Origin of the sequence: Micromonospora sp. WMMD735, assembly GCF_049178995.1 — a bacterium.
In the GTDB taxonomy this organism is placed as follows: Bacteria; Actinomycetota; Actinomycetes; order Mycobacteriales; family Micromonosporaceae; genus Micromonospora; species Micromonospora wenchangensis.
Map to the genome: position 1 here is coordinate 5763559 of NZ_JBMHMJ010000002.1, position 24465 is coordinate 5788023.

Annotated in this window: 19 protein-coding genes; 13 read left to right on the forward strand and 6 right to left on the reverse strand. The window is 74.0% G+C overall.

Annotated elements, in window-relative coordinates; translation table 11 throughout:
- Positions 1–6 precede the first annotated feature (6 nt).
- From ACN268_RS25225 to ACN268_RS25260, 8 genes are all read left to right on the forward strand, one after another.
- Entirely contained in the window at positions 7–435 is a 429-nt protein-coding gene (locus tag ACN268_RS25225; RefSeq protein ID WP_088643773.1) for a GPW/gp25 family protein, read from the forward strand.
- Complete coding sequence (locus ACN268_RS25230; protein WP_421485327.1) at positions 435–2375, forward strand: putative baseplate assembly protein; 1941 nt, start codon at positions 435–437, stop codon at positions 2373–2375. The genes ACN268_RS25225 and ACN268_RS25230 overlap by 1 nt, the downstream gene beginning before the upstream one ends.
- On the forward strand, positions 2375–2923 hold the full coding sequence (locus ACN268_RS25235) for a phage tail protein (RefSeq protein WP_421485328.1): 549 nt from the start codon (positions 2375–2377) through the stop codon (positions 2921–2923). The genes ACN268_RS25230 and ACN268_RS25235 overlap by 1 nt, the downstream gene beginning before the upstream one ends.
- The gene (locus tag ACN268_RS25240) at positions 2907–4844 is read left to right on the forward strand and encodes an NADase-type glycan-binding domain-containing protein (protein ID WP_421485330.1); all 1938 of its coding nucleotides are present in this window, start codon (positions 2907–2909) and stop codon (positions 4842–4844) included. The genes ACN268_RS25235 and ACN268_RS25240 overlap by 17 nt, the downstream gene beginning before the upstream one ends.
- A gap of 112 nt (positions 4845–4956) precedes the next feature.
- Positions 4957–6378 carry a hypothetical protein gene (locus ACN268_RS25245; protein ID WP_421485332.1) on the forward strand — a complete coding sequence of 474 codons (1422 nt, stop codon included), beginning with the start codon at positions 4957–4959 and terminating at the stop codon, positions 6376–6378.
- 14 nt (positions 6379–6392) lie between these two features.
- A complete protein-coding gene (locus tag ACN268_RS25250; RefSeq protein WP_421485333.1) occupies positions 6393–7220 on the forward strand; it encodes a hypothetical protein in 828 nt (275 codons plus the stop codon).
- A gap of 126 nt (positions 7221–7346) precedes the next feature.
- On the forward strand, positions 7347–8672 hold the full coding sequence (locus ACN268_RS25255) for a hypothetical protein (RefSeq protein ID WP_421485334.1): 1326 nt from the start codon (positions 7347–7349) through the stop codon (positions 8670–8672).
- A 12-nt stretch (positions 8673–8684) separates the two neighbouring features.
- Positions 8685–10166, forward strand: coding sequence for a hypothetical protein (locus tag ACN268_RS25260; RefSeq protein WP_421485335.1), 1482 nt, complete (start codon positions 8685–8687; stop codon positions 10164–10166).
- On the opposite strand, the gene ACN268_RS25265 is transcribed toward ACN268_RS25260, so the two are convergent.
- Positions 10156–13692, reverse strand: coding sequence for a BTAD domain-containing putative transcriptional regulator (locus ACN268_RS25265; RefSeq protein ID WP_421485336.1), 3537 nt, complete (start codon positions 13690–13692; stop codon positions 10156–10158). The genes ACN268_RS25260 and ACN268_RS25265 overlap by 11 nt on opposite strands.
- A 480-nt stretch (positions 13693–14172) precedes the next feature.
- Here ACN268_RS25265 and ACN268_RS25270 point away from each other — a divergent pair, with 480 nt between their 5' ends.
- From ACN268_RS25270 to ACN268_RS25280, 3 genes are read left to right on the forward strand one after another with little or no spacing between them, the layout of a single operon-like run.
- Positions 14173–14799, forward strand: a complete 627-nt coding sequence (locus ACN268_RS25270) for a helix-turn-helix transcriptional regulator (RefSeq protein ID WP_088647552.1) — start codon at positions 14173–14175, stop codon at positions 14797–14799.
- A gap of 18 nt (positions 14800–14817) precedes the next feature.
- Entirely contained in the window at positions 14818–15288 is a 471-nt protein-coding gene (locus ACN268_RS25275; RefSeq protein WP_421485337.1) for an EVE domain-containing protein, read from the forward strand.
- 58 nt (positions 15289–15346) lie between these two features.
- Positions 15347–16327, forward strand: coding sequence for a zinc-binding dehydrogenase (locus tag ACN268_RS25280; RefSeq protein ID WP_421485339.1), 981 nt, complete (start codon positions 15347–15349; stop codon positions 16325–16327).
- A gap of 375 nt (positions 16328–16702) precedes the next feature.
- Here ACN268_RS25280 and ACN268_RS25285 read toward each other — a convergent pair whose 3' ends face one another.
- Positions 16703–17299, reverse strand: coding sequence for an ATP-dependent Clp protease proteolytic subunit (locus tag ACN268_RS25285; protein ID WP_363658724.1), 597 nt, complete (start codon positions 17297–17299; stop codon positions 16703–16705).
- A gap of 141 nt (positions 17300–17440) precedes the next feature.
- The gene (locus ACN268_RS25290) at positions 17441–17968 is read right to left on the reverse strand and encodes a helix-turn-helix domain-containing protein (protein WP_421485341.1); all 528 of its coding nucleotides are present in this window, start codon (positions 17966–17968) and stop codon (positions 17441–17443) included.
- A 185-nt stretch (positions 17969–18153) separates the two neighbouring features.
- Here ACN268_RS25290 and ACN268_RS25295 point away from each other — a divergent pair, with 185 nt between their 5' ends.
- Complete coding sequence (locus ACN268_RS25295; RefSeq protein WP_421485343.1) at positions 18154–19170, forward strand: potassium channel family protein; 1017 nt, start codon at positions 18154–18156, stop codon at positions 19168–19170.
- A gap of 115 nt (positions 19171–19285) precedes the next feature.
- On the opposite strand, the gene ACN268_RS25300 is transcribed toward ACN268_RS25295, so the two are convergent.
- The 3 genes from ACN268_RS25300 to ACN268_RS25310 all read right to left on the reverse strand — a co-directional run bounded on the left by ACN268_RS25300 (position 19286) and on the right by ACN268_RS25310 (position 23866).
- Positions 19286–20320 (reverse strand): 2-oxoacid:ferredoxin oxidoreductase subunit beta, encoded by a 1035-nt coding sequence (locus tag ACN268_RS25300; RefSeq protein ID WP_421485344.1) that lies wholly within the window; start codon positions 20318–20320, stop codon positions 19286–19288.
- The gene (locus tag ACN268_RS25305) at positions 20313–22160 is read right to left on the reverse strand and encodes a 2-oxoacid:acceptor oxidoreductase subunit alpha (RefSeq protein WP_421485346.1); all 1848 of its coding nucleotides are present in this window, start codon (positions 22158–22160) and stop codon (positions 20313–20315) included. The genes ACN268_RS25300 and ACN268_RS25305 overlap by 8 nt, the downstream gene beginning before the upstream one ends.
- A 257-nt stretch (positions 22161–22417) precedes the next feature.
- Entirely contained in the window at positions 22418–23866 is a 1449-nt protein-coding gene (locus ACN268_RS25310) for a hypothetical protein (RefSeq protein ID WP_421485348.1), read from the reverse strand.
- A gap of 142 nt (positions 23867–24008) precedes the next feature.
- On the opposite strand from ACN268_RS25310, the gene ndhC reads away from it, so the two are divergent.
- Positions 24009–24386 (forward strand): NADH-quinone oxidoreductase subunit A, encoded by a 378-nt coding sequence (gene ndhC / locus ACN268_RS25315; protein ID WP_088647014.1) that lies wholly within the window; start codon positions 24009–24011, stop codon positions 24384–24386.
- Positions 24387–24465: the final 79 nt, after the last annotated feature.

The following is a 24465-nucleotide window of genomic DNA, read 5'->3' on the forward strand; positions in this document are numbered from 1 at the left end:
AGTGCCATGCAGGCCGACGTCATCGGCACCGGGTGTGCCTTTCCGCTGCGGGTGCAGCCCAACGGTCGACTCGCCACGATCAGCGGCACCGCCCTGCTGGAGCAGGCGATGTGCGTGATCCTGGCGACCTACCCGGGGGAGCGCCCGATGCGGCCGGAGTTCGGCTCCCGGCTGCGCGACTTCGTCTTCGAGCCGGTCACCGGGCAGACCCGTCGGGCGGTGGCGGTGGAGGTGCGGGCCGCCCTGGAACGCTGGGAGACCCGGGCCGAGATCGACGACGTCACCGTCACCGAGGACCCGGCCGGCGGCGACGGGCTGCTGCACATCGAGATCCGCTACCGGGTACGCGACACCGACGAGCCCGGCACCCTCGGGCTCAACCTGCGGACCCTGCCCGGCGACCGGGAACTGACCGGTACGGGGGTGCTCGGCTGATGGCGCTGCCCGCCCCCGACCTCGACGACCGGGGCTTCGACGACCTGGTCGGTGACGCCCGCCGGTTGATCGCCGACCGCTGCCCGGAGTGGACCGACCTGCACCCGGCCGACCCGGGGATCACCCTGATCGAGACGTTCGCGTCGCTGACCGACCAGCTCATCTACCGGCTCAACCGGGTGCCCGACCGGCTCTACGTGAAGTTCCTGGAGCTGATCGGCGTACGCCTGGTGCCGCCCACGGCCGCCCGGACCACGCTGACCTTCTGGCTGTCCACCCCGGCCCGCGCCACCCAGGTCGTGCCGGCGGGGACGCGGGCGGTGACCGTAGGCGACGGCGGGGACCCGCTGGTCTTCGCCACCCTCGCCGACCTCACCGTGCCGCCGTGCGCGTTGACCCGGCTGCGGGTCCGGACCGCCGACGGGGTCACCGACCAGACCGGCGCCCTGGAACTGGGCGGTCCGGTGGCCGCGTTCTCCCCGGTGCCGCAGCCCGGCGACGAACTGCTGATCGGGCTGGACCGGGCGGTCGGCGGCTGCGCGGTGCGGCTGGAGTTCGAGGGACGCGTCGACGGCGTCGGGGTCAACCCGCTGCACCCGCCGCTGCGCTGGGAGGCGCGCGGCGCCGACGGCTGGCTCGACTGCGAGGTCGGGCTGGACGAGACCGGGGCGTTGAACCGGCCCGGCGCGATCCTGCTGCACGTGCCCGCCGGACACCAGGCGACCCTGGTCGACGGGGAACTGGCCGGTTGGCTGCGGGCCCGGGTGGTCACCCCGCAGGAGGGGCAGCCCGGCTACAGCGCCTCCCCGGTGGTCCTCGGGCTGGCCGCGAACACCGTCGGCGGCACCACCGGCGCGGTGCACGCCGACCTGGTGGACGACGAGGAAATCGGTGACTCCGAGGGGGTGCCCGGTCAGCGGTTCACGCTGACCCGCCGGCCGGTGCTGGCCGGCTTCGGCGACCCGGTGCTGGAGGTCAGTTCCGACGACGGCTGGCAGCGGTGGTCGCCGGTCGAGCACTTCGCCGGCAGCGGCCCCGAGGACCGGCACTTCCTGCTCGACGGGGTGGCCGGTGAGGTGGTGTTCGGCCCGGCCGTCCGGCAACCCGACGGCACGTTGCGCCGCTACGGCGCGGTGCCGCCCCGGGGCGGTCGGCTGCGGCTGCGCCGCTACGCGGTCGGCGGCGGCAGCCGGGGCAACGTCGGCGTCGGCGCGGTCACCGCGCTGCGGACCTCGATCCCGTACGTCGCCGGGGTGGAGAACCGGCACCCGGCCAGCGGCGGCGTGGACGGCGAGACGCTGGACGAGGCCCGCCGCCGGGGCCCGCTGACCCTGCGCAGCCGCAGTCGCGCGGTGACCGCCGAGGACCACGAGGTGCTGGCCCGGGAGGCCGCCCCGGAACTGGCCCGGGTCCGCTGCGTGCCGAGCAACGGGGACGGCCCGCCGGTGGCCCGGCTGCTGGTGGTGCCGGCGGCACCCGCGCAGGACGGGCGGCTGCGGCTGGAGGACCTGATCCCGGCCGAGTCGAGCCTCGCCCGGGTGGCCGGGCGGCTGGACGCCACCCGGCTGATCGGCACCCGGGTGGTCGTCGAGCCGCCCCGCTACCGGGGCGTGACCGTGGTGGCCCGGGTCGTCGCCCGGCCCCGGGTCGTCGTCGAGCGGGTCCGCGAGGAGGGCCTGGCCGCCCTGTACGGCTTCCTCAGCCCGCTGGCCGGCGGTGGCCCGGACGGTCGGGGCTGGCCGTTCGGGCGTCCGGTGCAGGCCGGGGAACTCTTCGCCGTGTTGCAGCGGGTACGCGGGGTGGAGCTGGTGGAGGACCTGCGGCTGTTCACCGCGAACCCGGTGACCGGCGAGCGGGGCACCGAGGCCGGCCGGATCGACCTGGAGCCGGACAGCCTGGTCTTCTCCTTCGACCATCAGCTCCGGGTGGAGGAGCACTGATGCGCGGCCCGGTCGACGTGGCGATGCCGTACCCGATCGCCGGTTTCCTGCCCGCCCTGTTGCAGGAGGACGACCTGCTGGTGCGCTGGACCGAGGGGCTGGACGAGGTGCTCGCGCCGGTGGTGTCCACCCTCGACTGTCTCGACGCCTACCTGGACCCGGCGCTGACCCCGCCTGACTTCCTGCTCTGGCTCGGCCACTGGGTCGGTGCCCAGCTCGACGAGAACTGGCCGGTCGGGCGGCAGCGCGCGATGGTGGCCGGCGCGGCCGCCGCGCACCGGCTGCGCGGGACGGTCGCCGGGCTGCGGATGGCCCTGGAGCTGGCCACCGGCGGCGAGGTGGAGGTCCTCGACTCGACCGGGGTGTCCTGGTCGACCCGGCCGGAGCCGCTGCCGGACTCGCTGCCACCGGCCCGGGTGCACGTGCGGGTGCGGGTGGACGACCCGGCGGCCGTGGCCCGGCACGCCCTCGACGAGCTGTGCCGCGCGGTCGTACCGGCGCACGTGACGACGACCCTGGAGGTGCTCGACCGTGATCATCTGTCGTGAGTGCGGCAACCACAACGGTGACGCGGACACCTTCTGCGGGTCCTGCGGCAGCTTCCTGGAGTGGACCGGCGAGAAGACCGTGCCGAAGATCCCGGTCGAGACGGTCCGGGAGGCGGAGCAGGAGCTTCGGCAGAAGCCGACGCTGCTGCAACGTATCGCCGGGGTGATCGCGCCCGCGCCGTGCGGTTCACCTGTCAACGAGGGTGTGGTGCGGGTCGGCGAGGGGACGGGCCGGGGAGCGTCCGGCCTGCCCGGCGGCCCACCGGGTCTGCGTCCCGGTCCGCCCGGGGTGCGCCCGGGGCCACCGGGGATGGGTCCGCCGGGGGCACGGCCGGGTCCGCCCGGGGTGGGTCCGGCGGGGACGCGCCCGGGTCCGCCCGGGGCGGGTCTGCCGGGGGCACGGCCGGGTCCGCCCGGGGTGGGGCCGGCCGGTGCCGTGCCGCCCGGGGTGCGTCCCGGCCCGCCGGGGACGACGCCGCCGGGCGTCCGGTCCGGTCCGCCCGGGGCGCGGCCGGGTCCGCCGGGGTCCGGTCCGCCGGAGGTCCGGTCCGCGCCGCCGGGAACGTCGCCTGCCGGGTCCGCCGCCGCCGGCGGGCCGGCCGCGACGGTTGCACCCGACGGCGCTCCGGCACCGGTGTCGCCGCCGCCACGCCGGCTGCCACCGCCGCCGCCGGGGGTACCGGCGGCCCGGCTGCCGGACCGGGCGGCCCGCACCGTGCCGCCGGGTGCCCGTACCGGCCCGTCCGGAATGGACCCGGCGGCCGGCGGGACGTCGTCGCCGGCCGAGGACACGCCGGCCGGTCCGCCGGACACCGCCCCGACCGGCGCCGTCGGGTCGCCGCGCCGGCTACCGCCCCCGCCGCCCGGGGTGGCCGGGGCGAAGCTGCCGACCGCTCCGAGGAATCCGGCGTCCCCGCCCCGGCGCGACACGCGTGCCGCGCCGCACACCAGCGCCCTGGTCGCCGCCGACGGGTCGGTCGACTCCGTGCTGCCCGGCGCGCCGGCCACCGGCGGGCGGGTCGGCTCCCGGGCCACCGCCGCCGCGACAGTCGAGCCCGAGGAGGTCGCCCCGCAGGCGGTCCGGCCCCGGGTGGCCACCGTCGGCGCGAAGGCGTCCACCAGGCGACGGCAGCCCGGTGACCTGATCTGCGGCGAGTGCGGCGAGGGCAACGCGCCGACCCGCCGGTTCTGCAGCCGGTGCGGCGACTCGCTGCGGACCGCCCAGGTGGTGCGTCGACGCTGGTGGCAGCGCCTGCTGCCGCGCCGTGGCCCCCGGGTCACCGCGGCCGGGACCCGGCCCGGGACGCCCGGCGGCGGCCGACCCGGTGGGGTCGGTGGCGTGCTGCACGCGATCTACCAGCGGTCGAACGCGGTCGCCGCGGTGCTGCTCTTCGCGATCGGAGTGGCCTACCTGATCTATCCGCCGCTGCGGGAACGGATCAACGGGGCGGTCTCCGGGCCGGTGACCGGGGCGCGGGACTGGGCCGACCGGAAGATCAACCCCCGGTTCGTGGCGGTCCGGCCGGTGCAGGTGACCGGCGGCGCGTCGGTCCGCGACCACGGGCCGGAGCTGAGCGTCGACCAGTACCGCAACACGCACTGGCAGGTGCGCTGGGACAAGGAGAAACCGCCGACGGTCACCCTGCGCTTCGCGGCGGAGGTCGACCTGGAGCGGCTGATCGTGACCGCCGGCACGGCCGAGGACTACACCGCGACCCACCGGCCGATGACCCTGCACCTGGTCTACTCCACCAACCGGTCGGACACCCTCACCGTCGAGGACACCGGGGAGCCCCAGACGTTGACCCTCGACGGGGCCGACGGGGTCACCACCGTGCAGATCCAGGTCACCGACGTGCACCGGGCCGAGAAGGGCACCGACGTGACGGTCAGCGAGTTCGAGTTCTTCGCCCGGGAGTGAGCGGTCGCCGGGCAGCGGGTGACGTCGGGGCACCGGGCCCCGGCGGCGGCACCCGACAACCACCACCACCGTCGGCCGACCGGCCCGACGGTCCCACGTCGGAGGTGTATCCGTGACAGAAGTCGCCATCGCCCTGAACACCACCGCGAACATGATCGGGTTCGCGCAGGGGCAGGCCAAGGGCCTGACGGACGGGGTGTTCCAGGTCAACGGGTTCAGCAACGCCGGGTTCCGGACCGAGCTGCCGCTGAACCAGTTGATCTCACCGGTGCCGATCGCCCACGGCCAGCTCGTCATGGTCCAGGGCGGTCAGTCCCGGCAGCACGTCTACTGGCTGCGCTACCTGCGCCGGGGCATCGGGGTCACCGACAAGAAGCGGGTCTGCGTGGAGCTGCTGGTGCGCTTCACGACCTTCGACTACGTACCGAAGGACGGTGAGGGTGGCCCGACCGCGCAGGAGCGGGCGATCCTGCGCGACTACCCGCTCTGGGGGATCACCGACCTGAGCGTGTCGCTGCTGGCGACCGGCCGGGGGCGCAACCCGTTCAACAAGTTCAACGAGTCCGGCAGCCTGACCTTCGAGGTGGCGGCCGTCAACGGCGGCATGCCCCACCTGCGGATCAACTACCGGGTGCAGCACCAGGCGAAGAACCTGCTCGGCGCGCCACTCGGATTGAGCCACAACGACGTCGGCGCGTTCCTGGTGCACAGCAACGGCAGCTTCGAGATCAACCCGGGGGAGGGACGGACCGAGAAGCACTTCCGGATCACCCCGCTCAGCGGCAGCGTGCACGACCGCCCGACCCGGGCCGTGCCGGAGGGCGAGGACGGTCAGCCGGTCACGACCGGCATGCTCAAGGCCCAACGCATCGAGCTGGGTGGGATCGACCGCGGTGGCCGGATGCTCGACCCGCACGAGCACAAGGGCATGAAGGTGATCGGCTTCGAGCGGATGGACGGCCCGAACACCGTCACCGTCCTCAACGACGGTCAGCCGCCGGTGGTCGCCACGGCGGCGGACGACGAGGGGCACGAGGCGTCGCTGCGGCTGGAGTACGTCCGCGACGGTGCCGTGCTGGGCCGGAAGGTCCGCACCAAGATCCGAACATTGCTGCTGCTGCGGTTCACCATGGTCCCGTACGTCACCGCACCCGACGACGGCCACCGGCAGATCGTCTACGTGGGCGGGGTCCGCTACACCGCCTTCCGCAACGTCTCGCTGCGGGTGCTGGAGGTGGGGCACGGCGATCCGGTGGTGGTCGGCGAGGAGGGTCGGCGGTACGACGTCGACGCGGTCAAGAACCGGCACCACGAGGAGTCGACGCTGTTCTTCGGGCCGTACGTCGAGGAGGTGCCGGGGCAGGTCGGGGTGCAGCTCCGCATCGACTGGACGGCCGAGCACGCCGGCGCGGACGGGCGGAGCCGCCAGCACAGCAACAAGGGGCGGTTCCGCCTCGGGACCGATCCGTCCGGCAGCCCGGTGCTCCGCCTGCTCGACGCCGACAGCAACAAGTACTTCACCGTCACGGGCTGAGCGGGAGACGACCGATGAACTATCCGGAGACCTTCGACACCACCGGCCCGGCCGGCCTCGACGACGCGTACGCCTACCTGTGCTGGGCGGCGGTCAGCGCGCACGGCATCCTCGCCGAGCAGCCGGACGCCGGCTGGGAGCAGGTGCCGGACCTGCTCGGGCAGGGCTGGGGCGACCCCGGCTGGTACCAGCGCAACGGCTGGCTGGCCGACTTCTACGACACCGTCTACCACCACGCCGGCGCCTTCCCGCCGGTGCAGATCTTCGCCGTCGACGAGCTGGGTGAGCCGGCGACGGAGATGGCCCGGGTGATCGACTCGGTGACCCAGAACTGGATCGCCGCCGCGCACCAGGCCGCCGACCAGGACGGCTACCACCAGGACGGGCAGTCCCACGACGAGCACGGCTACGAGCAGCACGGCTACGACCAGTCCGGGCAGTCCTACGACCAGCAGGACCACGACCACCAGCACGGCTACGACCAGCACGGCTACGACCAGCACGGCTACGACCAGCACGGCTACGACCAGCACGGCTACGACCAGTACGGCTACCACCAGCAGGACCACGGGCCGGACGCGTCGGCGTACCCCGGCGGGCAACCGGAACCCGGCGACCAGGTCGGGCCGGCCGACCAGGTCGGGCCGGCCGACCAGGTCGAGCCGGTCGGGCCGACGCCGGAACCACTGGCCGACCTCGACCCGGAGACCGCCCGGCAGGTGCTCGACCGGGTGGTCGACGACGAGGTGGACGACCTTTCGGTGGCCGACCAGCGGGTCCTGGCCACGGTGCTGACCGTCGAGAGGTTCCAGTACCTGGCCCGCGAGTACGACCTGGTGTGACCCGACCGGTGCCGGGCCGGGACCGCCCCACCGGCGGCTCCCGGCCCGCCACCGGCGGGCCCGATGGACCGACCGGCCATCGTCGTGCCCGGGGCCCGCCGACCGGTCGAGCAGGGACGTCACCACGTGACCAGCATCGAGTACGAGCCGGAGGAGCTGTCCGGCAACCGGTTCGCCGTGACCGGCTTCCGGGACGCCGGCCTGCCGGTCGGGGAGTTCCCCGCCGACGACCTGTGGCCCGACGAGTTCGACGGCGCGGTGTGGCTGGACCGGGGCACCCGGACCCGCCGGCACTGCTACTGGCTGCGCTACCGCCACCGGGGGCCGGAGGGCCGCAAGCTGGTCGCGGCGGAGTTCCTGATCCGGTTCGGCACCTTCCCCTACCAGCCCCGCCCCCGCACCGACCGGTACTCGCCCCGGTCGGCGGCACCACCGCCGGGCCTGTGGGGGATCGAGGACCTCAGCATCGCGCTGCGCGACACCGGCGTCGGCGGCCGGAACCCGTTCAACAAGTTCAACGACCCCGGCCACCTCGTCTTCGAGCCGACGATGGTGCTCGCCCCCGCTGCCGGCACCGGTGCCCCGGTGCCGGCGATCCGGATCGGGTACCGGGTCCGGCACGCGGAGAACCAGGTGCTCGGCCCGGCGGTCGCCCCGGGCCACGAGGAGACCGGGGCGCTGACCGTGCACAGCGACGGCGCGGTCACGCTGGAACCGGCGTCCGGGCCCTCGTCGTGGCGGCTGGTCCCGGTCAGCGGCGCGGTGCACGGGCGGCCGCTGGTCGGAGCCGACCCGCCGCCCACCCGCAGCCTCACCGTCTACCGGGCGACAGGCGTCACCTCCCCACCACCGGTGACCGCCATGCGGGTGCTGACCGGCCGGGCCCGCCGGGGCGCGGTCGAGGTGCAGGGATTCGAGCGGATCGCCGGCCCGCCGCAGATCGACGTGTGGCACGAGGGGCATCCGCGCTGGTACCGCGCGTCGATGGGCGTCGACATCCGGGACGACGGCATGATCGTGGAGTACGCCCGGCCCGGCGACCCGGCCGAGGGCCCACGGGCCGGCCGGGTCCGGGCCCGCCTCGCGTTGCGCCTGCTCACCTGCTCGTACCTGGTCGAGTCGAACGAGTTCGCCGACGCCGTGGTCTTCCACCACGGCCGCCGGCACCCGGGGTTCGCCGACGTGTCGCTGCGCCCGCTGCCCGACGACGCCGACCCCGGCCCGCCCGGGACGCTCGGCTCACGGCTGCGGTTCGTCCCCGAGTGGTACGACGGCCCGGACGGCGACGTGCCGGGCCTGCTCGTCCGCTGGTCGGAGGTGGCGGTGGCCCCGGCTGTGGGCCCCGGCACCCCGCTCGGCGGCGCGTTCCTGATCACCGTGGACGCCTCCGGCGGGCCGCTGGTCCGCTTCGGCGACGAGCAGACCTACCGGCACCTGACCGTGACGAACTGAGCGGAGGACACCGTGCCGAGTCGGATGCGGCTGGTCGGCTACCGGCCCGACCCACCGGTGGGCGACGCCTTCACGGTGACCGGGTTCGCCGGTGCCGGCTTCCCCGAGCAGGCGACGCTGCGGGACCTGGTCACCCCGGCGCAGCCCTACCTCGCCGGCACCGCGATGGTCCGGGGCGAGCAGGGGCGGCGGCACTCGTACTGGCTGCGCTACCTGCGTCGGCGGGGCGGACCGACCGGCCCGAAGCGGGTCTGCGTGGACCTGCTGGTCCGGTTCACCACGTTCGACTACGTGCCCGCCGACGTCGGGGCCGGCCCGGCGTCGTCCCGGCGGGCCGCGCTGGCGTCCTTCCCCTGCTGGGGCGTCGCCGACCTGAGCGTGTCGCCGCACGCCGTCACGGCCGGCCGCAACCCATTCAACAAGTTCAACGAGGTGGGTTCGCTGGTGTTCACCGCCCGGCTGGAGACCGGCCACGGGACGATGCCGGCGGTCCGGGTCGGCTACCGGGTGCACCACGAGCGGACCACCGTCGACGGGGTGCCGCTGACCCCGGAACACGACGAGGTGGGGTCGTTCCTGGTGCACAGCGACGGGCTCTTCGAGGTGGCCGACCGGTCCCTGGAGACCCGGACCCACTTCCTCGTCACGCCTGTCGACGCCGGGGTGCACGACCGGCCGCCGGTGCCCCCGGCCGACGCCCGGCGACCCGGCGGGGCCCGCCCGGTGTGGCACGCGACCGGGCTCACCGCCGCCCCGGCCGAGCCGGCCGCGTTCCGGCTGACGCCGTACGCCGACGACACCGTCGTGGTGACCGGCTTCGACGGGCTGGACGGCCCGCGGACGCTGACGGTCCGCGACGCGGCAGGTGAGCAGCGGACGGCGATGCTGGACCCGGCAACCCCGGAACCCGGTGCGTTGCTGCTGGCCTACCGGGCCGACCGGGGGCCGGGGCGGGCCGGTGGCGTCGTCCGGCTGCTGCTGGGGTTCCGGTTCACCATGCACCGTTACCTGGTCGCCCCGGCCGGCATCGACCGAAGCACCGCCCACCGGCCGCCCGAGGGCGGCCTCGCCCACCAGCCGTCCGAGGGCGGCGACGCCCACCGGCTGCCCGAGGGCGGCGACGCGCACGTCGACGCCTACTACGGCGACGACCCGACGGCCAACCGGGAGGCGTGGCCGGTGCTGTGGCACCGGGGACGGCGGCACACCGGCCTGCTACAGGTCGCGCTCCTGGTGTCCGGGGCCGACGGCGGGCCCGGTCCGCAGGCGGTGCGCAACAGCACCGGAGCGTGGACCCGGCTGGTGCTCACCCCCGACTGGGAACCGGGCGGCGACGACCGCGCACCGCGACTCCGGATCGGCTGGCACGTCTCGCACCAGGACGAGACCGCCCCGGTCGAGGGTCGGCTGGCGTTCGACGTGGACTCCGCCGGCCGACCGACCCTGACCCCGCTGGACGACGAGAGCCGCCGCCGGTTCACCGTCACGGGCTGACCGGCAGGTCCTCGTCCCGGGCGGGCCGCAGCCGCCGGGACAACTCGGCGATCTCCCGCCGGTACGTCGCCTGCGCGGCCGCGTCGACGCCGCCGTCCGCGCCGAGCGCGACCAGCAGCCGCAGCGCGCGGACCTGGCCGAGCAGGTGACCGGTCTCCCGGTGGGTCGCCAACGCCTCCTCGGCGGTCCGGGCGGCGGTCACCGGGCCGGTGGCCCGCAGCGCCTCGGCCGCCACCATCAGCGCGTGCCCCTCCCACACCCGGTAGCCGGCGGCGCGGGCCACCGCGCGGGCCTGCCGGGCCAGCGCGACCGCCTCCGTCGGATCGGTGTCCCGGTGCACCTCGGCCAGCCCGATCAGCGCCTCGACCTCCTCACCCCGGGCCCCACCGGCGCGGGCGAGGTCGAGCGCCCGCCGGTGTTCGGTGGTCGCAGCCGGATTGCCGTTGCGCAGGTGGATCGCGCCCAGCACGTTACGGGCGGCGGCCTGCTGGGCGGGGTCGCCGATCAGATCGGCGAGGGCCAGCGCGGCGTTGGCCAGTTCGGTCGCCGGGCCCAGGTCACCGCCCTGCGCGCGCAGCGCCGCCAGCCGGCGCAGGCTCTCCGTCTCGGTCGGCCGGTAGCCGGTGCGCCGGCTCAGCTCCAGCGCCTCCCGCAGGTGGTCGAGGGCCTCGTCGTGCTGGCCGAGGGCGTGCTGCACCTCGCCCAGGTTGCTCAGGCTGATCCCGGTGCTCATCAACATCCCGGTGCTGCGGGTCAACGTCAACGCCTGCCGGAACACCTCGGCGGCCTCGCGGAGCCGTCCCATGTCCCGGTAGATCACCCCGAGGTTGCCGAGGCTGGTGCTGAGCCGTTCCGGGCCGCCGAGACGTTCGTGGATGCTGACCGCGAGCCGGGTCAGCTCGGCCCCCTCGGCCAGCCGACCGGCCCGCAGGTGCACCAGTCCGCAGGTGCCGTACGCCGCCGCCAGGCCCTCCGGCCAGGCCGCCCGGTGCGCCGCGTCGATCATCGCGGTCGCGTGGGACAGGCCCACCGCGTACTCGCCGCGACGCAGGTGCAGGCTGGCCAGCCCGAGCCGGCTCGCGGCCTCGCCGGCGTGGTCGCCGGCCTGCTGCGCGGCGCGCAGCGCGCTGGTCGCGGCGACCAGTCCGTCGCTGTGCGGGCGGAACTGGAAGTAGCCGCGCAGCGCGTCCGGGATCCGCCAGGCGGCCGGGTCGGCGTCGGGTTCGGCGGCGTGCGCGATCACCCGCATCAGGTTGGTGTGCTCCGCCTCCAGCCAGGCCATCGCCCCGGCGGAGGTGGGGAACGGCGACCCCCCGGCGGCCGGTGCGGTCCCGTCGGGCGGCAACCGCACCAGGTGCGGGTAGACGGCGACGGCGGCGGCCTCGGTGCGCTGCCGGTACCAGCCGTACAGCCGCCGGGTGGCGGCCCGCAGCTCCGGCCCGGGGTCCTCGGCGGTGGCCCGTTCCCGGGCGTAGAGCCGCAGCAGGTCGTGGAACGTGTACCGGCCGGGGGCCACCTGCCCGACGAGGTGCGCGGCGGCGAGCCGGTCCAGCTCGCGGGCGGCCACCGGCTCGTCGATCCCGGCCAGCGCGGCGGCGGCGGCCACCGTGACGTCCGTCCCGGGTGCCGTGCCCAGCAGCCGGAACAGCCGCCGTGCCGGGGTGGGCAGGGCGGCGTACGACAGGTCGAACGCCGCCCGGACGGCCGCCTGGTCGTCGCCCTCGATACGCAGGTCGGCGAGCTGGTTGCCGGCGGTCAGCCGGGCGGTGTGCGCGCTGATCGACTGGTCGGGCTGGTCGATCAGGTTGGCGGCGGCGATCCGCAGGGCCAGCGGCAGCCGGGCGCAGACCGTCGCCAGCTCGGCGATCTCGGTGGCGCGGGCGATCCGATCGGTGGGGATGATCCGGGTGAGCAGGGTGCCCGCCTCGGCGGCGGTGAGCACGTCGAGGTCGATGCGGCGCGCGCCGTCGACCGCGACGAGCCCGCTGAGCCGGTCCCGGCTGGTGATCAACGCCAGGCAGCCGGCGCTGCCCGGCAGCAGCGGGCGTACCTGGTCGGCGCTGGCGGCATTGTCCAGCACCACCAGCATCCGGCGACCGTCCAGCATGGTACGCAGCAGCGCGGCGGCCTGCCCGGCGTCGACCGGCACCTGCTCGGCCGGCACCCCGAGCGCGTGCAGGAACCCGGCCAGGGCCTCCTCCTGGCGTACCGGGCTGGCCGTCGCGTAGCCGCGCAGGTTGACGTAGAGCTGCCCGTCGGGGAAGTGCCGACGAGCCTGGTGCGCCCAGTGCACCGCCAGGGCGGTCTTGCCGACCCCGGCCATCCCGGTGATGGCGGAGATGACCACCGGCCCCCGGGTCGCCGTCTCCCCGGCCAGCAGCGCGTCGAGCGCGGCCAGCTGGGTGTCGCGTCCGGTGAAGTAGGCGACGTCGGGGGGCAGCTGTGCCGGCGGGCGGTGGCTGGGCGGGCGGGCCGGCGGCGACGCCTCGGGCCGGTGCGGTGCGGCCCCGGGGCGTACGGCCGGGGCGTCACCGGCGGCCGGGCGGGCGACCACCCGGGGCAGGTCCTGGCGCAGGATGCGTAGCTGTGCCTCGCGCAGTTCCGGGCCGGGTTCCACGCCGAGCTGCTCGGCGAGGCGGTCCCGCAGCTTGCGGTGCAGGGTCAGCGCGCGGGCCTGCTGGCCGCAGGCGGCGAGGGCGAGCATGAGCCGGGCGTGCACCTGTTCGTGCAGGGGTTCGTGGCGGGCCACCGCGTGCAGCTCCCGGACGGCCCGGTCGGGCAGTCCCAGGTCGACGGCGAGCGTCGCGTAGGTGACGGCGGTGGCGATGCGGCGTCGGTTCAGGGCGACGGCGGTGGGGTGCTGGGCCAGGCTCGCCGCCGCGTCGGCCAGGACCGGCCCGCGCCACAGCGCCAGTGCGCCGGCCAGCCGGTCCAGGCTGGCCAGGTCGCCCGCGACGCTGCCCTCGGCGCGTTCGATCACGGTGGCGAACTCGCTCAGGTCGAGCTGGGTGGGGTCGACCCGGAGCCGGTAGCCGCCACCGACGTGGGTGATGGTGGTGCCGGTGTTCCCGGGCCGGTCCAGCACCCGGCGCAGCCGGGCGACGTAGGTGTGGACGAGGTTGAGGCAGCTGTCCGGCGGGTCGTGGCCCCAGAGCACGTCGACGATCTCGTGGCGGGACACGATCGTGTCCGGGTGCAGGGCGAGCAGGCCGAGCAGCATCCGTTGCCGGTTGGCGCCGAGCGCGACCGGTTCGGCCCCGACCTGGATGCGCAGCGGGCCGAGCACGTCGATGCGGAGGGTGGGTGCCGGCGCGACGGTGGGTGGCGCGGGGCCGGGTGGCTGCGGGTGGGGCAACCCGACGGCGTCGGCGATGCGTCGGAGGGATTCGGCCCGGGGGTTGCGGACCCGGCCCTGTTCGATGTCGCGCACCGCCCGGACACTGATTCCTGCCCGTTCGGCCAGCTGCTCCTGGGTCAACCCGGCACCCAGTCGTCGTCGTCGGATCTCAGCACCGCCGTCGGCCATCGACCGGCCTCCCTGTCATGGCTGCGCGTCCTTCCCACCAGCGCGGCCAGCACATGATTCTGCCGGTTGACCGGTCGGATGACCATGATCTTCCACACTCATTCACCGGGTGAAACGCCGTCGAAACCTGCCGATCGGGCAGCAGTGGTCGCCCGCCGGGGCAACGGTTCTGCCGGTTCTGCCGGTGCTCCGGCGGCTCGCTTTTGGACGGTCGTGTATTTGAGCAGCTCAAAACGTTGTCGCCCGGCAAGGATGTCGATTCGACGGCGTCCAGTCGGCCTCCAGTGCCCGGCCGACCGCCGTCTCTACCGTGGACGACGGACACCGCCACCACCCGTCGGCCGGTGTCCACCTCGGCGAAGCGACTTGCCCCGGTCACGGAACCGCACGGCACCGGCCTCCGGACCACCGATCTGTCCCCCTGCTGAACGGCAGCCTGGCAGCTGACGCTCGACTCAGCCCGGAAGCTAAGGAACCGCCATGAACGGACGTGCCCAGACCTACATCCGTACCCCCGACCCGATCTCCACGGCCGGCATCACCGCGGCGCTGCGGGGCCGGGCCGAGATCGAGGTCGTGCCCGCGCAGATGATCACCGCCGAGACCGTCGGCGTGGTCGCCGCCGACACCCTCGACCACGGCACGCTCGACGTGCTCCGGGCCGTACGCCGGCTGGGCTGCCGGCGGTTCGTGCTGGTCGCGGCCGTCGAGTCGGACTCGGCGCTGATCCCCGCCGTGGAGCTGGGGGTACGCGCCCTCGCCTCGCGCACCGAGGCGACCGGCCACCGGCTGGCCCAGCTCGTGGTCAGCACCGCCTCCGGTGGCGCGGCGATGCCCCCGGAGGTGCTCGGGCTGCTGGTCAAGCAGGTGACCCGGCTCCAGCAGACGGTGCTCGCCCCGCGCGGCATCGACGTCAACGGGCTCTCGGTGCGGGAGAGCGAGATCCTGCGGCTGGTGGCCGACGGGATGGACACCCGGGAGGTGGCGACCCGGTTGAGCTACTCGGAGCGGACCGTCAAGAACGTGCTGCACGACATCACCAGCCGGTTCCAGCTCCGCAACCGCACGCACGCGGTAGCGTACGCGGTCCGGGAGGGGCTGATCTGACGCTCGGGAGGGCTGGACGTGCCGGACGGACGCGCCGACGGGCGGCGGGTGACCCACGACGACCTGGGCGCCTGGCTGATCAAGGGCAACGCCGACCTGGTCGACCTCGCCGGCCGGTTCGCCCGGGATCCCCGGGTGACGGGCTGGTGCGTCCGCCCCGGCTACCGGGCCCGGCTGATGCGGGCGGGCCAGCCCGTGGTGTTCTGGGCCAGCGGCAGCCGGGGACGGTTGCCCTACGGCGTCTGGGGGGTCGGCCGGCTCACCGGTGAGCCGGTGCCCGGCGGGGAGCCCGGGGCGCCCTGGACGGTGCCGCTGGACCTGACCGTGCTGCCCGTACCCCGTCGGCTGCACCGGGACCGGTTGCGCGCCGATCCCCGGCTGGCCGGCCTGGAGGTGTTCCGCCAGCCGCAGGCGGCCAACCCGTCGTACCTGACCCGGGCGCAGTTCACCGCGCTCACCGACCACCTCACCGCCGGGCCCTGCGCCTGACCGTCGACCCGCACCCGGTTCTTGACCTCACGTCCGGTGCAGGTTGTCGGATGGGGGCATGCGTGCGATTCGCCTTCACGAGTTCGGACCTGCCACCAACCTCGTCCTCGACGACCTGCCCGACCTGGCACCCGGCCCCGGGCAGGTGCGCATCGCGGTGGCGGCCAGCGGGGTCCATCTGCTCGACACCGCGCTGCGCCGGGGCGAGGCGGGTGGCCCGCTGTCGCTGCCGGCGCTGCCGACGGTGCCGGGCCGGGAGGTCGCCGGCACGGTCGACCTGGTCGGGGCCGGGGTCGACGGGGCGTGGCGGGGCCGGCGGGTCGTCGCCCACCTCGGCATGGTCCCCGGCGGGTACGCCGAGCAGGCGGTGACCGCGGTCGAGTCGCTGTTCGTCGTACCGGAGCAGATGACGTTCGCCGACGCGGTGGCGCTGGTCGGGACGGGCCGGACCGCCCTCGGTGTCGTCGAGACGGAGCCGCCGACGGCGGACGACGTGGTGCTGGTGCTGTCGGCGGCCGGGGGGATGGGCTGGCTGCTGGTGCAGGCGGCCCGGACGGCCGGCGCGACGGTGGTCGCCGCGGCCCGGGGTGCCCGCCGGACGGCCCGGCTCGGTGAGCTGGGTGCGGACGTGGTGGTGGTCGACTACGACCGGCCGGACTGGACGGACCTGCTCCGGGCACGGGTCGGCGGGCCGACCCTGGTGTACGACGGGGTCGGTGGGGCGGTGGGCCGGGCCGCCCTGGAGGCGACGGCGGCGGGCGGCCGGTTCGTGATGTTCGGCTGGTCGGCGGGGGAGCCGACCCGGGTCGACACGGCGGATCTGGTGGGGCGCAGCCTGACCGTCGGGTGGCTCGGGCAGCGGCTGCGTGACCGGCCGGGCGGGATCGCCGGGTTGGCGGCCCGGTCGGTGGAGTTGGGTGGTCGGGGCTGGTGGCGTCCGTTGGTGTCGACGTACCCGCTGGCGCAGGCGGCTGTCGCGCACGCCGACCTGGAGGGGCGGCGGGCCCTGGGCAAGGTGGTGTTGACCGTCGACGGGTGAACCTCTCTCGTGGTCACGGCCACGCCGGTGGTCCGGGCCGTCGCCGGCCCGCCTCCCGGTAGCGGTGGCCGGCGAGCCGCATCGATGCCACGATATTTGTGGGAAATGCGCCCTGCTGTATTGGCCCGCGCGGGAAGTCGCGTACCGCTGACGCTCTGCCGCATCGACGAGCGTCCGCCGCGGTGCGACCGGCGGGTGTCGGACCCGAGCGAGGGGGCGGGTCCGACGGCTGTGGACGCGGTGGGCTCACGGCCGTCCGCCCCGGCGGGCCACCGGCAGCGCGCGGGGTCCCGGCGGACCTCCGCCGGGACCCCGACCCGACGCACGGACGACGGCCGCCGGCCGTCGGCACGCGATACCCCCGACCGGCGACGGTCAGCCGGCAAGCTGGTCGACCCGGGTGAGCACCTCGTCGATCAGGCCGTACTCCCGGGCCTGCTCGGCGGTGAACCACCGGTCCCGGTCCCAGTCGGCCTGGATCTCGTCGAGGGTGCGCCCGCTGTGCCGGGCGATCAGCTCCTGCATCGTCCGCTTCACGTGCAGCATGTTCTCCGCCTGGATGGTGATGTCGGCGGCGGTGCCGCCCATCCCCCCGGAGGGCTGGTGCATCATGATCCGCGCGTGCGGCAGGGCGAACCGCTTCCCGGCGGCCCCCGCGCAGAGCAGGAACTGCCCCATCGACCCGGCCAGCCCCAAAGCCAGGGTGGCCACGTCGTTGCGGACGTACCGCATGGTGTCGTAGACGGCCATGCCGGCGCTGACCGAACCACCAGGCGAGTTGATGTAGAGGTAGATGTCCCGCTCGCTGTCCTCGGCGGCGAGCAGCAGGATCTGCGCGCAGATCTGGTTGGCCGAGGCGTCGGTGACCTCGGTGCCCAGGAAGATGATGCGTTCGCGTAGCAGCCGCTCGAAGACCTGGTCGCCGAAGGCCGGCTGACCGCCGTCCAGCATGCGCACGTCGTACCCGATCATGGTGACCACCCTCCGCGTCGCCGGCGGGCGGGCGACCTCACCCCGCCCCGGGAACCGGCGGGTCCAGCCTGCGCCGCCGGGCGGTCACCGCCCCAGCCTTTCTGCCGCCGGCAGATCCGCCGTCGGCAGAATCCGGCCGGCCTACCTGACCGGCAGCCGCCGCCGGCCCGTCCGGGCCCACCGCCGCGCCGGCACCCTGGGGGTACGCGCAGCGGGGCGGGCGGCCGACGCCACGGCGACCACCCGGACGGCCGTGGCGACCCCCGGCACCGGGAACCCGGCACCCCCGACCCCCGACGGCACGCCGCCGTCCGGACGGCCGAACCCGACGGTGGGCCGACCGACCGACAGGTGGGCGGCGGTGCCGTCGCGGCGGGCGGTCGGCACCCGGTCCAGCCGGGCCAGGCTGCCGCCCGGCGGCACGGGCACCCGGCGCTCGACCCGGCGCAGCTCGTCGCGGGCCTCTTCGAGCAGGTCGGACAGGTTGATCCCGAGCGCCCGGCAGATCGCCGCCAGCACCTCGGAGGAGGCTTCCTTCCGCCCCCGCTCGACCTCGGAGAGGTAGGGCAGGGACACCCCGGCCGCGGCGGCCACCTCGCGCAGGGTGCGGCCCTGACGCAGGCGTACCCGGCGCAGCACGCCGCCGATCACCCGACGCAGCAGCGACATGCGGGCCTCCTCGTGGCCGGTGTCCCGGGACCCTCCCATCATGCCGGTTTCCCGGGCCCGGCACCGCCCGCCGCGAGGGTGAGAGGTCGTTCACCGCAGGTAGGGTCGGCGACCCGCCCGGTCGATCCGCCTGCCAACCGCTATGTTGTGCTCGTGCAGGCGACCCGGGGAGAGCAGGACCGACGGTGATCCATTTCCCGGCGCAGCGGCGGGGTCCGCTCAGCGCGTTGAGTCTCCGCCTGGCCGCCGCCCTCGGCCTGGTCCTGCTCACCGTCGCCGTGGTCTACCTGGACCGTGGCGGCTACCGCGACGTGGACGAGAACGGGCTGACCCTGCTCGACTGCTTCTACTACGCGGTGGTCACCCTCTCCACCACCGGGTACGGCGACATCACCCCGTACGACCAGTCCGCCCGGTTGGTGAACGTCCTGTTCATCACCCCGGCCCGGGTGATCTTCCTGATCATCCTGGTCGGCACCACCCTGGAAGTCCTGACCGAGCAGTACCGGACCGGCCGTCGGCTGGGGCGGTGGAGGAGAACCGTGAAGGACCACGTCATCATCTGCGGCTACGGCACCAAGGGTCGCAGCGCGGTCTCCGCCCTGCTGGAGAACGGGTTGGACAAGTCCCGGATCGTGGTGGTGGAGCGCAACGGGACGGCGTTGCGGCAGGCCACCTCGGCCGGGCTGGTCGCCATCGAGGGCTCCGCCACCCGCTCGTCGGTGCTGGAGGAGGCGCACGTCCGCAACGCCAAGGCGGTCATCATCGCCACCGACAGCGACGACGCCTCGGTGCTGGTGGCGCTGACCACCCGGCAGCTCACCGCCGGTCAGGTACGTATCATCGCCGCCGTACGGGAGGCCGAGAACGCCCCGCTGCTGCGGCAGAGCGGCGCGCACCACGTGATCGTGTCCTCGGCGACCGCGGGTCGGCTGCTCGGTCTCTCGACCTCCGCGCCGCCCCTGATCGACGTGGTGGAGGATCTGCTCACCCCCGGGCAGGGCATGGCGTTGGCGATGCGTTCCGCCGAGCGGCACGAGGTAGGCAAGTCCCCCCGCGAGCTGGAGTCCCTGGTCATCGCCCTGGTGCGCCGGGGCAAGGTGGTCACCCTGGCGGACAAGGCCGGCGCGGTGATCGAGACCGGCGACATGCTGGTGCACGTCCGCGACGACCGCCCCACCGCCACCGCCACCGCCTCCTGACCGATCTCGGCCCGTACCGCCTTCCCGGGCCTGCACACCGCCCCCGGCGGTCCGCCGACGCCGACGTGGCCGTGCCCCGACCCCGGGGCACGGCCACGTCGCCCTGCTCGGTCGACTAGCTGATCGTCCAGGTGTCGCCTGTGTGTAGGAGGGTGGTGAGTTGTTGTTCGGGGGTGTCGGTGGTGGTGTTTCGGGCGGTGGTGATCTGGTGTTGGACGGTGGTGTCGTAGGTGGGGCGTTGGGTTTGGCGGAGGATGCCGATGGGGGTGTTGCGGAGGTCGGGTTGGGGGAGGCGGGACAGGGCGAAGGCGTAGGCGGGGTCGGTGATGGTGGTGTCGTGGATGACGATGTCTTCGGGTGGGGTGGTGGCGGTGTCGCGGATGTCGAGGCCGAAGCCGTGGGGTGGGTGTACGACGCAGTGTTGCTGGTCGCGGCCGAAGGTGATGGGTTGGCCGTGTTCGAGGCGGATCAGGTAGTCGTCGCGGGTGTCGGGTTGTTTGAGTTGGTCGAAGGCGCCGTCGTTGAAGATGTTGCAGTTTTGGTAGATCTCGACGAAGGCGGTGCCGTGGTGTTCGGCGGCGGCGCGTAGGACGGTTTGGAGGTGTTTGCGGTCGGAGTCGATGGTGCGGGCGACGAAGGTGGCTTCGGCGCCGAGGGCGAGGGACAGGGGGTTGAAGGGGGCGTCGGCGGATCCGGCGGGGGTGGATTTGGTGATTTTGCCGGTTTCGCTGGTGGGGGAGTACTGGCCTTTGGTGAGGCCGTAGATGCGGTTGTTGAACAGCAGGATCTTGAGGTTGACGTTGCGGCGTAGGGCGTGGATGAGGTGGTTACCGCCGATGGACAGGGCGTCGCCGTCGCCGGTGACGACCCAGACGGACAGGTCGGGGCGGGTGACGGACAGTCCGGTGGCGATGGCGGGGGCGCGGCCGTGGATGGAGTGCATCCCGTAGGTGTTCATGTAGTAGGGGAAGCGGGATGAGCAGCCGATGCCGGAGATGAACACGGTGTTGGCGCGGGGGATGTTCAACTCGGGCATGAACTGTTGGACGGCGGCGAGGATGGCGTAGTCGCCGCAGCCGGGGCACCAGCGGACTTCCTGGTCGGATTTGAAGTCTTTCCCGGTGAGTTTCAGGGCGACGGGTTCAGGCATTTTTGCAGACCTCTTCCAGCATCGTCTCCAGTTCGGCGGCGGTGAAGGGTAGGCCGCGGACCTGGTTGTAGGTGATCGCGTCGATCAGGTATCGGGCGCGGATGACCTGGGCGAGTTGGCCGAGGTTCATCTCGGGGATGACGACCCGGTCGTAGGCGGAAAGGACGTCGCCGAGGTTGCCGGGCAGGGGGTTGAGGTGGCGTAGGTGGGCCTGGGCGATGGGTTGGCCGCGGTGGCGCAGGGTGCGGCAGGCGGCGCCGATCGGGCCGTAGGTGGAGCCCCAGCCGAGCACGAGGGTCCGGGCGGTGCCGTCGGGGTCGTCGACGTCGAGGTCGGGCACGTCGATGGCCTGGATGCGGGCGGCGCGGGTGCGGACCATGTAGTCGTGGTTGGCCGGGTCGTAGGAGATGTCGCCGGTCTTGTCGGCTTTCTCCAGGCCACCGATGCGGTGTTCCAGGCCGGGGGTGCCCGGCACGGCCCAGGGACGGGCCAGGGTGCCCGGGTCACGCAGGTAGGGCAGGAACGTGACGCCGTCGTCGCCGTTGGGGGCGGTGGCGAAGTCCACGCGCAGGTCGGGCAGGGCGTCGACGTCGGGTAGCAGCCACGGTTCGGAGCCGTTGGCGACGTAGTTGTCCGACAACAGGATCACCGGGGTGCGGTAGGTCAGGGCGATCCGGGCGGCTTCGAGCGCGGCGTGGAAACAGTCCGACGGTGACTTCGCCGCGATCACCGCGACCGGGGCCTCACCGTGACGGCCGTGCAACGCCATGTTCAGGTCGGCCTGTTCGGTCTTCGTGGGCAGACCCGTCGACGGACCGGCACGCTGCACGTCCACGATCACCAACGGCAACTCCAGGGCGACGGCCAGGGAGATCGTCTCGGACTTCAACGCCACACCCGGACCGCTGGTCGTGGTCACCCCCAACGCACCGCCGTAGGAGGCGCCCAACGCCGCGCCGACCGCGGCGATCTCGTCCTCGGCCTGCATCGTGACCACACCGAGCCGCTTGTGTTTCGACAACTCGTGCAGGATGTCCGACGCCGGGGTGATCGGATACGCGCCGAGGAACACCGGCAGACCCGACCGCACCCCCGCCGCGACCAACCCCAACGACAGAGCGGCGTTACCGGTGATGTTGCGGTAGGTACCCGGCACCATCTTCGCCGGTTTCACCTCGTACCGCACCGAGAACGAATCGGTGGTCTCGCCGTAGTTCCAGCCCGCCTTGAACGCCGCGATGTTCGCCGCGACCAGATCCGGCCGCTTGACGAACTTCCGTTCCAGGAACCGCAACGTCGACTCGTACGGACGCGAGTACATCCACGACAACAACCCCAACGCGAACATGTTCTTCGCCCGCTCGGCGTCCTTCTTCGACACCGACAACTCCGCCAACGCCCCGACCGTCATCGACGTCAACGCCACCGGATGCACCACGAACCCGTCCAGCGTGCCGTCCTCCAACGGGCTGACGGCATAGCCGACCTTCACCAGGTTCCGGCGCGTGAACTCATCAGTGTTCACGATGATGTCCGCACCCCGACGCAGATCACCCAGATTCGCCTTCAACGCCGCCGGATTCATCGCGACCAACACATTCGGCGCGTCCCCCGGCGTCAGAATGTCATAATCCGCGAAATGCACCTGGAAACTCGACACCCCCGGCAACGTTCCCGCAGGCGCCCGAATCTCCGCCGGGAAATTCGGCAACGTCGAAATGTCATTACCCAACTGCGCCGTCTCCGAGGTGAACCTGTCCCCCGTCAACTGCATCCCGTCACCCGAGTCACCAGCAAACCGGATCACCACCCGGTCCAACTGACGGATCTGCTTGGTCACGCCTGCACCTCGCTTCGCTCGGCCCCGCCGCGCGTGCGGCTGCACATGATGGTGACCTCGCCTTGCCCGGCCACGCGACCTCCCTGATGCGCCGCTGCGCCCGGTCCGCCCGTGGCGGGCCGGACCGCTGTCATCTCTCGCCTCCGAGCCTACGTCCAGGGCTTAGGGCATCCTTGGTGGAGGTCCGACACCTGGGAACCGGGTCGGCGAAATCTGTACGGCTATGCGGCGATTTGCGGTGCACGCCGTAATCGATATCACCGCGACCGCCCGGACGGCCCCCTCCACCTGCCCCGACCCCCGGCAGGTCGGGTCGACCGCCCCGTCGGCGGCAGGTCCCCCGCCACCTCGGCGGAGCGTCGGCGCAGCGCACCGGTCGCCAGCACGAGGGCCAGCACCACCAGCAGGACGGAGATCGTGATCAGCGCGAGCGCGGTCCGCTGGGCGGAGGACATCCCGCTCAGCGCAACCGTCCCGCCCTGCGCCGCGATCAACCCCTGCGAACCGGTCGGCGCGGGCGTGCCCACCGGCGGGGTGGTCAGCGCGGCGGCGGCGGTGATCCGGAAACTCATCTGGACCTGCCGGGCCGGCCCGCTCTCCGGGGTCAACCGGCCGGTCAGCGCCCCGGCCAGCGGGGCCTCGCGCTGGGCGTCCGGGGTGGCGGCGACCGTGAACCGCAGCGGCTGCGTCCGCCCCGCCGGCAGCACACCGAGGTCGCAGCGGGTACGCGTCGGAGCCAGCGGCGCACAGCCGGCCGGCGGGTCCAGCACGCTGACCCCCTCCGGCAGCGCCACCTCGACCCGCCCGGCGGCCGGCACCCGGCCGGTGTTGCCCAGGTGGGCCGTCAGCACGGTGGGTCCGCCGCTGATGTCGAAGGCCACCTCGTCGGCGTCGAGCACTATCCCGGGCACCGGCGGGCCGGGCGGGAAGAGCACCGCGAACCCCTCGTCGTCCTGCCCGGTGCCGCCGTCCGGACCGGTCGCGGTGACCCGTACCGCGCCGCTGAGGGGCATCTGCCGCCAGGCGGTGCCGCTGACCCGTACCCGGATCATGCTGTCGAACCGGTCGCCCGGCGCGGTGGCCCACTCGCCGCAGTGCCATCCGCCGTCCCCGCCGGCCGCGCAGCCCGGCGTACCGGCGTCGGTGAGCCCGGCCGGCAACGTGTAGGCCAGCCGCAGCCGGGCCGGCACGGCCCCGGTGTTGGTGACGGTGACCCGCAGCGCGGTGACCGTGCTGCCGGCCGCCCAGTAACCGTCGTCCAGGGTCACGTCGCCGGTGCCCACCCGGACCCCGACCCGGTCGCCGCCCGGCTGGCCGGGGCGGGTGGGTCGGGCGGATAGCGGCGGCCGGGCGGGCGGCGCGGTGGTGGCCGTCGGCGGGGGTGCGCTGGTCGCCGGTGGGGTGCCGGTCGGCTCCGGGGCGGCGGTGGTCGGCTCCGGGTCCGGCGGCAGCGTCGGCGGCGCGCTGGTCGGGCCGGCCCCGGTCGCCGTCGGCTCGACCGGGGGCGTGGTCGGGTCGGTCGGGTCGCCGCCCGGCGTCCCGGCGTCGGTCGGGTCGGTCACCGTCCGGGTCACCGTGGGTGGGGCCGCCAGCCCCGGTGTCACCCCGAGCGCGACCGCCAGCCCGGTCGCCAGGGTCGCCGCGACCAGAGCGGGGGTACGCCGGGCGAGGGACCGCCGGACGGTACGCGCGTCCACGCCGGGCATCTGACCTCCGTGACCCTGGGTGAGAGTTCATTATTCGGTAACAGTTGCGGCGGGGCACTAGTACCAGCGGAAAATGTTCGGTGACGGCCGGGCCGCCCTCGCCTCCTCCGGTGCGGCCCGCCGCCCGGTAGGCTGAGCCACCGTGACCGGTTACCTGGGCTCGTACGCGACGCTCGGGCTGCTGCTGCTCGCTGCCGTCCTCTTCTTCGTTACGGCGTTCTCGGCCAACCGGGTGTTACGTCCCCGCCGGCCGGCCGACCCGGTCGGCAAGCGCGCCGGCTACGAGTGCGGCCTCGACCCGGTCGGCGGCGACTGGGCGCAGATGCAGATCCGCTACTACGTGTACGCGTACCTCTACGTGCTCTTCGCCGTCGAGGCGGTCTTCCTCTTCCCCTGGGCGATGGTCTTCGACCGGCCCGGGTTCGGCGCGGTGACCGTCGCCGAGATGGGCGTCTTCGTGGCCGTGGTCGCGCTCGGCATCCTCTACGCCTGGCGCAAGCGCATCCTGCACTGGACCTGACCACCGTGCCGGCCGGGCCGGGGGCGACCACCGCACCGGCCTGACCACCGCACCGGGTCGGGTCACCCGGTGACCGGTC

Coding starts and splice junctions, on each gene's coding strand:
- ACN268_RS25310 (WP_421485348.1), bottom strand. CDS start 23,866: ATGCCCGGCGTGGACGCGCGTACCGTCCGGCGGTCCCTCGCCCGGCGT.
- ACN268_RS25300 (WP_421485344.1), bottom strand. CDS start 20,320: ATGCCTGAACCCGTCGCCCTGAAACTCACCGGGAAAGACTTCAAATCC.
- ACN268_RS25225 (WP_088643773.1), top strand. CDS start 7: ATGCAGGCCGACGTCATCGGCACCGGGTGTGCCTTTCCGCTGCGGGTG.
- ACN268_RS25250 (WP_421485333.1), top strand. CDS start 6,393: ATGAACTATCCGGAGACCTTCGACACCACCGGCCCGGCCGGCCTCGAC.
- ACN268_RS25265 (WP_421485336.1), bottom strand. CDS start 13,692: ATGGCCGACGGCGGTGCTGAGATCCGACGACGACGACTGGGTGCCGGG.
- ACN268_RS25270 (WP_088647552.1), top strand. CDS start 14,173: ATGAACGGACGTGCCCAGACCTACATCCGTACCCCCGACCCGATCTCC.
- ACN268_RS25230 (WP_421485327.1), top strand. CDS start 435: ATGGCGCTGCCCGCCCCCGACCTCGACGACCGGGGCTTCGACGACCTG.
- ACN268_RS25235 (WP_421485328.1), top strand. CDS start 2,375: ATGCGCGGCCCGGTCGACGTGGCGATGCCGTACCCGATCGCCGGTTTC.
- ACN268_RS25285 (WP_363658724.1), bottom strand. CDS start 17,299: ATGATCGGGTACGACGTGCGCATGCTGGACGGCGGTCAGCCGGCCTTC.
- ACN268_RS25290 (WP_421485341.1), bottom strand. CDS start 17,968: ATGTCGCTGCTGCGTCGGGTGATCGGCGGCGTGCTGCGCCGGGTACGC.
- ACN268_RS25280 (WP_421485339.1), top strand. CDS start 15,347: ATGCGTGCGATTCGCCTTCACGAGTTCGGACCTGCCACCAACCTCGTC.